Genomic DNA, 7,849 nt, shown 5'->3' with positions numbered 1-7,849 from the left:
GTCGCAGGCCGCGCCCGCCGCCTTGAAGATGAAGAAATTGCCGGCGACGCCGCGCCGCTTGCCCCGCTGGTCGCGCGGCGCAGAGGCCACGTCGTCGGTGGTCAGCACCGTGCGCACCTCGATGTCGTCCATCGCCGCCATCTCGGCCGCCATGTCGAAATTCATCACGTCGCCGGCATAGTTGCCGTACATGAACAGGACGCCAGCGCCGCGGCTCACCGCCTTGGCGCATTCGAGGATCGGGTCCGGCGGCGGCGAGGCAAAGACATTGCCGACCGCCGCGGCATCCGCCAGCCCCTTGCCGACGAAGCCGAGAAAGGTCGGCTCGTGGCCCGAGCCGCCGCCGATGACCAGCCCGACCTTGCCTGGCCGTGGCCCGTCGCGGGCGATGATCGAGCGCGGGCTGCCGTCCACGCTCCTGAGGTGGCGAGGATGCGCGGCCAGTATTCCTTCCAGCATCTCGTCGACGGAACGGTTGCCGTCGTTGATGATCTTCTTGGTCTGCACCGGCATGCTCCCGATCTCGGTTTTTTCGCGATATTAGAGGCTGTTACCGGGATTGCCACCCCGGCAACCGCGCCTCAAGCCGCGATCTTTTCCCGCGCCGCACTTATCTCAACGCAGGCCTTGGCCGCTTCCTTGCCCTTGACCTGGAAGTGCTCGAAGAAGAAGCGGTGGTGCTCGGCGCTGTCGTGATAATTGTGCGGCGTCAGCACCGCCGAAAGCACCGGCACGCCGGTCGCGAGCTGCACGGTCATCATGCCGTCGAGGACGGCGCCGGCGACGAAATCGTGCCGGTAGATGCCGCCATTGACGACGAAGGCGGTGCCGAGGATCGCGGCATAGCGGCCGGTCTCGGCGAGGGTCTTGGCATGCAATGGGATCTCGTAGGCGCCGGGCACGTCGAAGACATCGACGGCGAAGCGGCCGCCGCCGAGAACGGCAAGCTCCGCCTCGAACGCAGTGACGCACTGGTCGACGATGTCGGCATGCCAGCGCGCCCGAATGACGGCGACGCGAACGATTTCATAGTCTTTTGGGGAATGCTGATTCATGGGTCCATCCTTCCGTTTCGAACCAGAATCAGGACGCACGATACGAAAACCCGGCCCGCGCGAGCGGCCCGTCCTTCCGTTCGTTCTCTTTCATCCGGACTGTGACCGTCGGCTCCGGAATCACACCGGATCTGCTGACCTTCCCTTCCGGGAAGCGCTCGCGGGCTTGAGCCGAGGCTCTTACCGCCGGTGGGGACTTTCACCCCGCCCTGAGAACTTTAACGGTGAAGCTATGGAGGGGGAGGGCGGCGCTGTCAATTAGCGCCGTCGCCGCAGCTGCCAATCTTCCTCCTTGTGGCTAACCACGCTCCGGGAACATCGCCTTCAGCCCCTCGCGCGAGGCCTTGGCGACCCCGCGCTCGGTGATCAGGCCGGTGACAAGCCGCGCCGGCGTGACGTCGAAGGCCGGGTTTGCCGCGGGCGTCGCTTCCGGCGAGACGCGCACCTGCGCGATCTCGCCCTTGGCGTTCTTGCCCCAGACCAGCGACACCTCGTCGCCGGAGCGCTCCTCGATCGGGATTTCCGCAAGCCCGTCGCCCACCGTCCAGTCGATGGTCGGAGAGGGCAGCGCGACATAGAACGGCACGTCGTTGTCGGAAGCGGCGAGCGCCTTGAGATAGGTGCCGATCTTGTTGCAGACGTCGCCGTCCGCGGTGGTGCGGTCGGTGCCGACGATCACCATGTCGATCTGGCGACGCTGCATCAGATGGCCGCCGGCATTGTCGACGATCAGCGTGTGCGGCACGCCGTGGCCGGCCATCTCCCAGGCGGTCAGCTGGGCGCCCTGATTGCGCGGCCTGGTCTCGTCGACATAGACATGGACCGGAATGCCGGCCTCGGTTGCCAGATATATTGGCGCGGTTGCGGTGCCGTAATCGACCGTCGCCAGCCAGCCGGCGTTGCAATGGGTCAGGATGTTGACCGTCTCTCCCGGTGCTTTTCGCGCCGCGATTTGCTTGATGATGGCAAGCCCGTTCTCGCCGATGGCGCGGTTCAGCCCGACATCCTCGTCCGCGATCTCGGCGGCGCGCCGATAGGCGGCCCCGGCCCGCTCGGCCGGCGGCAGCGGCTTCAGAACCCGCCGCATCTCGTCAAGCGCCCAGCGCAGGTTGATCGCCGTCGGGCGTGTCGCGTGCAGTGTCTCCCAGACGGCGTCGAGCGCCGCATCCGACGGGTCGTTTTCCATCTGGATGGCGACGCCATAGGCGGCGGTGACGCCGATCAGCGGCGCGCCGCGCACCCACATGTCGCGGATCGCGGTGGCGATACCGGCAACGGTGCCGATCGTCTCGATGCGGAACTCATGCGGCAGCCAGCGCTGGTCGATGATCTCGACCGAGCGGCCGTCATCGCTCAGCCAGATGGTGCGGTAGTGGCGGTCGCCGACGTTCAAAGCTGCTCTCCTGTTCGATCAGCGCGGCCAGGCTGTTGACCTCGTCGATGCTGTAAATCTGGCGCCGGTTGACGGCGAGATGGCGGCCGAACTTCAGTGCCTTTGCTTCGCATGTGGCGCGCAGATCCTGATCGGCAATGGCATCGAAATCGGCATTGTGGGCGAGGCCGAGGATGCGCCGGTGCACCTCGATGCCGGCAAAGCCGAGCAGGTCGGTCCAGATCGAGTGCAGCATGTGGTCGAGCGCCTGCTCGGCGCCGAGCAGATCGCCTTGATCCTCGAACAGGCTTCTGTGGTAGAGCATGCCGGTGCGCTCGGTCCGCCACAGATGCGAGAACTCGGCGCGGAACACGGCCCAGGTTTCGTCGGTGACCCCGAGCAGGTAGGCGCGCATGGCGTCGCGCCTGCCTTTGTCTTCATGGCCGCGCTGCGAGAAGAATGACATCCAGAAATTGGCGAGCAGCATGCCAACGTCGAAGGCGATCGGGCCATAGAAGGCGAACTCCGGATCGATCATCCGGGTTTCGGTATCGGTGACCATGATCGAGCCGGAATGCAGGTCGCCATGCAAGAGCGTCTCGGCGTTGGCGGCGAACAGATGTTTCAGCCGCTGCGCCTCGACCTTGAGGTCGCGGTCGGCGCGCAGCTCGGCGACCAGGCCGTCGAGCTGCGGCGACGTATGCCGGTTCAGCTTGGCGTCGAAATAGGGATCGGTGAACACCAGGTCCTCGGTGATGCCGCATAGCTCGACATTGTCGGCGAACAGCGCCAAATCGGCTTTGCGGTCCTTGGTCGGCATATGCAGGTCGGAGCCGCGGAACAGGGTGCGGGCCATGAACAGGCCGATGTCGCGGGCGATGTTCGGCAGTTGCCGGCCTTCGATCAGCGCCCGCCGCAGGATGATGTGCGGCGGCGCCAGATATTCCATGACGATCAGCGCCTGGGCCTCGTCGAAATGGTGGATCGACGGCACCGAGCCGGGCGCTCGGCGCTCCTGCCTGGTCAGCGCGTGATACTCGAAGAAGGAGCGCTTCAGCGGCAGCGGCCAGCTGTCGCCGACCAGCCGCACATAGGGCAGGGCCTGCTTGACGACGACCGCGCCTTCGTCGCCCTCGACGATAAACACCAGGTTGAGATTGCCGTCGCCGACCTCACGCACCTTCCAGCGCCGGGCATCCTTGCCGATCTGCGCGGTGACGGCCTCATTGGCGCCGAGGCGCGCCGGCAGCGTTTCGACCGATAGTGCTTCGAACGGCAGTTTCTGCGTCATCATCATCCTCTCGCTTATGCGCTCCGAACATAAAGGAGGCATGGCGGCGGGGCCAAGCTAGGAAGCATGCTGGCAATTGTCAATCGTGTTGACAATTGCCGATATAGCCCATAGCGTCGGGGTCAGGGAGGAATGAATGGGCACTGGTGCCGTGTTCCGCGTGGACGGCCTAAGGAAGTCCTTTGGCCATATCGAGGTGCTTGGCGGCATCTCGCTCGACTTGCATGCGGGCGAAGTCACCGTGCTGATGGGCGCCAACGGCGCCGGCAAATCCACCCTGGTCAAGATCGTCAGCGGCGTCTACGAGCTCGGCGGCGGCACGATGCATCTCGCCGGCGAGGACTTCGCGCCGAACACGCCGGCCGAGGCGATCCGCGCCGGCGTCGTCACCGTGCATCAGAACATCAATGACGGCGTCGTCGCCGACCTCGACGTCGCCACCAATCTGACGCTGGACCGCCTGAGCGGCAGCGGCGTGCCGACCTTCTTCAATGCCGGCCGGGTGCGCCGCGAGGCCAGGGCCGTCGCCGATCGCATGGGGCTCGCCATCGACCTCAAGGCCCGGGTCAGCGATCTCTCGCTGGCAGACCGGCAGATGGTGGCGATCGCGCGGGCCATGGCGCACCGGCCGAAAGTGCTGATCCTCGACGAGCCGACCTCGTCGCTGTCCAGCGCCGAGGCCGACCGGCTGTTCCAGCTCATCGACCGGCTGCGCGAGCAAGCGGTGGCGATCCTCTACATCTCGCATCGCATGTCCGACATCCGCCGGCTCGCCGACCGCATCGTCTCGATGCGCGACGGCGTGGTGAGCGGCCTGTTCGACACCAAGCCGCTCGACTATGAGGGCGCCGTCAACGCCATGCTCGGCCGCAAGATCCATCTCGACCTGGTGGTCGCGAGAAGCTCGGCGCGCGCTGTCTTCAACACGGAAGGCCTGCGGATCGCGCAAGGGTCGAAGCCGATCTCGATGACGCTCGGCGCCGGCGAGGTGGTCGCGATCACCGGCTTGGTCGGCGTCGGCAAGACGGCGCTGGCCGAAACCCTGTTCGGTGTGCGCCGGCCGCTGTCCGGAACCATGACCATGGACGGCAAGCCCTATGCGCCGGCATCGGCAGGCGAGGCGATCGCGGCCGGCGTTTTCCTTGTTGCCAAGGACCGCGTCACCAGCGGCATCGTCGGCGGCTTCAACATCGAGCGCAACATCAGCCTGCCGTTCCTCAAGCGCATGTCAGGCTTCGGCATCATGAAGCGGCGCGCCGAACGCATCGTCGCACGCCGGCAGATCGACGAGCTCGCCATCGTCTGCCGTTCGGAGAAGGATGAGCTTTCCGCACTTTCGGGCGGCAATCAGCAGAAGGTGATGGTCGGCCGCTGGATGTCGCAGGATGCAAAACTGTTCATCCTCGACGAACCGTTTCAGGGCGTCGACATCTCGGCCCGGCGCGACATCGCCGCCAAGCTCCGAGCGAGCGCCGACGGCCGCGCCACGCTGCTCTTCGTCACTGAGCTCGACGAGGCGCTGGAGACGGCCGACCGCATCCTGGTCATGTCGGAGCAGACGATCGTCGGCGAACACAGGAACGAAGACATCGATCTCGAGCGGCTGCTTGCCGAAGTGGCGGGCGGCCCGCTGCACAGCGCGGCGTGAGATCATGGACAGGAATGGAGCAGGGATGCGTTGGACTGACATGGCAACGGCGCCGGAGAGCGCTGCATGATGTTGCGTGACCATGCCATCCGCTACGGCTTCATCGTCCTTCTGTTCGGTCTCATCGCCTATTTCGCGGTCGCCGCCGACGGTTTCGTGTCGCCGCAGAGCGCGGTCTTCATCTTCCAGTCCGTCGCCATCACTGGCGTGCTGGCGCTCGGCGTCACGGCTACCTTGGTGGTCGGCGGCTTCGACCTGTCGATCGGCTCGGTGGCCACCAGCGCCATGATGGCGGCCGCCTATGTCATGGTGGTGCTGGAACAGAACGCCGTCGTCGCGGTCGTCGTCTGCCTGCTGATCGGCGCCGCCGTCGGCCTGATCAACGGCTGGCTGATCGTCTACATGCGGGTGCCCGACCTGCTCGCCACGCTCGGCATGATGTTCCTGCTCGTCGGCCTGCAGCGCATCCCAACCGAAGGCCGCTCGATCGCCACCGGCATGACCATGCCCGACGGCTCGGTCGCCAACGGCAAGTTCGGCGAAGCCTTCCTGGCGCTCGGACGCCATCGCTTCGATTTCTTCGTGCCCAACCTCGTTCCGGTGTCGGTCGTGGTGCTGATTGTGCTGGCGCTGCTGATCTGGTTCTTCCTCGAATACACGCGCTTCGGCCGCATGATGTATGCCGTCGGCAGCAATGAGCGCGCGGCCGAACTCGCCGGCGCGCCGGTCAAGGCTTACAAGATCTGGGCCTATGTCATTTCGGGCGTCTTTGCCGCGATCGGCGGCATCCTGCTCGCCGCCCGGCTTGGCCGTGGCGACATTGCCTCAGGCAACAATCTGCTGCTCGACGCGGTGGCGGCCGCGCTCATCGGCTACGCGGTGCTTGGCGCGGCCAAGCCAAACGCCTTCGGCACGGCCGTCGGCGCGGTCTTCGTAGGGGTACTGCTACAGGGCCTGACGATGATGAACGCGCCCTACTACACGCAGGATTTCGTCAAGGGCGGCGTTCTCGTCGTCGCCCTTGTCTTCACCTTCGCCCTTTCCGGCAGGGGCGGGAGATAGGTTCGACCGGTCAAAACAGTGGAGGAAAACGACATGAACATCACAAGAAGACTTCTGGGGAAGGTGGCGCTCGGGCTTGCGGGCGCCACGATGCTGATGCAGGTCCCGGCTCTTGCCGCCGACAGACCGGCGCCGTTCGACAAGCCCGGCGTCAAGATCGCGCTGGTGCGCTATCTGTCGACCGGCGACTTCTTCCAGGCCTATCTCTCGGGCGTCGAGGCGCAGGCCAAGGCGCTTGGCGTCGACCTGCGCGTGCTCGACAGCCGCCAGGACGCCGCCCTTCAGGCCGACATGGTCGACCAGGCCATCGCGCTCGGCGTGCAGGGCATCATCATCCAGCACGGCCTGACGGAATCGATGAAGGATGCCGCGCAGCGCGCGGTCGACGCCGGCATCAAGGTCGTCGCTTTCGACGTCAATGTCGAGAACCCGAAGATCCCGCAGATCGAGCAGTCCGACCGCGACCTTGCCCGTCTCGCGCTAGAGCAGGCGGTCACGGACAATGGCGACAGCTGGACGGCCGGCTATGTCTACGTCGCCGGCATCGCGCCGCTCGACCGCCGCAACGAGACCTGGGTCGACGTGAAGAAGAAGCATACGGGCATCAACGAGGTCGCCATGTTCGGCACGCTCGACAACCCGATTGCCAACTCCGTCGCCAACCAGGCACGCTCGGTGCTGTCGGCGCATCCCGACATAAAGGTAATGTTCGCCCCCTATGACGAATTCGCCAAGGGGGTGAAGATCGCCGTCGACGAGGCGGGTCTGAACAAGGCCGTCAAGATCTACTCGGCCGACATCTCGACCTCTGACATCTCCGCGATGCGCGAGCCGGACAGCGCCTGGGCCGCCACCGCAGCCACCAACCCGGCCGTCGTCGGCCAGGTCTCGGTGCGCGCGCTGGCGCAACTGCTCGCCGGCGAGGATCCCGGCCACAACGTCATCGTGCCGCCGACGCTGATCACCCAGAAGGAGCTCGTCGACAAGGACATCAAGAACATGGAGGACCTGTCGGCCAAGCTGCCGCAGTTCGCCCATGCCGATGTCGCCATGCCGGCCTGGATGCCGAACCCGAACGCCAAGTAGTTCTGGTCTAGGCGCGTCGCCTCTGATGGCATTGATGCGACGCGCTTCCGACTCCCAACTGCTGCACGCTTTTGGCGACATTAGCAACGTTGGCGCCGCCCCTCATCCGCCTGCCGGCACCTTCTCCCCGTAAACGGGGAGAAGAGAGCTGGCCGCGCCCGCAGCGCAATTTTCTGCAACGTTTATGGTTGGCGAAATCGCCGGCGAAGGTGTCCAGCCGATAGATGGGTAACAGTTTGAACCGGATACATAGGTAACAGTTCTCCCCCTATTTGTCCGCTGCAGCGCCAAGCGGATTGGTTAGCGCGGCGCTGCAGCGGACAAGCGTCATACGC

Annotated in this window: 7 protein-coding genes and 1 riboswitch; of the genes, 3 read left to right on the top strand and 4 right to left on the bottom strand. The window is 65.4% G+C overall.

Going from position 1 to position 7,849, the window contains the following annotated elements:
* The 4 genes from EN781_RS19310 to mtnK form a co-directional block, all read right to left on the bottom strand.
* On the bottom strand, positions 1-507 hold a 507-nt coding region (locus EN781_RS19310), incomplete at its 3' end, for a dihydroxyacetone kinase subunit DhaK (RefSeq protein WP_145965551.1).
* 74 nt (positions 508-581) lie between these two features.
* Complete coding sequence (locus tag EN781_RS19305) at positions 582-1,055, bottom strand: 6,7-dimethyl-8-ribityllumazine synthase (RefSeq protein ID WP_126056065.1); 474 nt, start codon at positions 1,053-1,055, stop codon at positions 582-584.
* 78 nt (positions 1,056-1,133) lie between these two features.
* Positions 1,134-1,276: riboswitch (FMN riboswitch) on the bottom strand.
* Between the two features lie 77 nt (positions 1,277-1,353).
* Positions 1,354-2,448, bottom strand: coding sequence for an S-methyl-5-thioribose-1-phosphate isomerase (gene mtnA / locus EN781_RS19300; RefSeq protein WP_126056064.1), 1,095 nt, complete (start codon positions 2,446-2,448; stop codon positions 1,354-1,356).
* A complete protein-coding gene (gene mtnK / locus EN781_RS19295) occupies positions 2,402-3,718 on the bottom strand; it encodes an S-methyl-5-thioribose kinase (RefSeq protein WP_127400234.1) in 1,317 nt (438 codons plus the stop codon). Before mtnK ends, mtnA begins: the two co-directional genes overlap by 47 nt.
* A gap of 136 nt (positions 3,719-3,854) precedes the next feature.
* Between mtnK and EN781_RS19290 the strand changes: the two genes are divergently transcribed.
* From EN781_RS19290 to EN781_RS19280, 3 genes are all read left to right on the top strand, one after another.
* Positions 3,855-5,366 (top strand): sugar ABC transporter ATP-binding protein, encoded by a 1,512-nt coding sequence (locus EN781_RS19290; protein ID WP_126056063.1) that lies wholly within the window; start codon positions 3,855-3,857, stop codon positions 5,364-5,366.
* A 66-nt stretch (positions 5,367-5,432) separates the two neighbouring features.
* Positions 5,433-6,428 carry an ABC transporter permease gene (locus EN781_RS19285; RefSeq protein ID WP_126056062.1) on the top strand — a complete coding sequence of 332 codons (996 nt, stop codon included), beginning with the start codon at positions 5,433-5,435 and terminating at the stop codon, positions 6,426-6,428.
* A 33-nt stretch (positions 6,429-6,461) separates the two neighbouring features.
* Positions 6,462-7,514, top strand: a complete 1,053-nt coding sequence (locus EN781_RS19280) for a substrate-binding domain-containing protein (RefSeq protein ID WP_126056061.1) — start codon at positions 6,462-6,464, stop codon at positions 7,512-7,514.
* Positions 7,515-7,849 lie beyond the last annotated feature (335 nt).

The organism is Mesorhizobium sp. M4A.F.Ca.ET.090.04.2.1 (assembly GCF_003999085.1).
Classification (GTDB): Bacteria; Pseudomonadota; Alphaproteobacteria; order Rhizobiales; family Rhizobiaceae; genus Mesorhizobium.
The sequence above is the reverse complement of the archived record's forward strand: the minus strand, read 5'-3'. Positions and strand labels throughout refer to the sequence as shown.

Coding starts and splice junctions, on each gene's coding strand:
- EN781_RS19290 (WP_126056063.1), top strand. CDS start 3,855: ATGGGCACTGGTGCCGTGTTCCGCGTGGACGGCCTAAGGAAGTCCTTT.
- EN781_RS19305 (WP_126056065.1), bottom strand. CDS start 1,055: ATGAATCAGCATTCCCCAAAAGACTATGAAATCGTTCGCGTCGCCGTC.
- EN781_RS19285 (WP_126056062.1), top strand. CDS start 5,433: ATGATGTTGCGTGACCATGCCATCCGCTACGGCTTCATCGTCCTTCTG.
- mtnK (WP_127400234.1), bottom strand. CDS start 3,718: ATGACGCAGAAACTGCCGTTCGAAGCACTATCGGTCGAAACGCTGCCG.
- EN781_RS19280 (WP_126056061.1), top strand. CDS start 6,462: ATGAACATCACAAGAAGACTTCTGGGGAAGGTGGCGCTCGGGCTTGCG.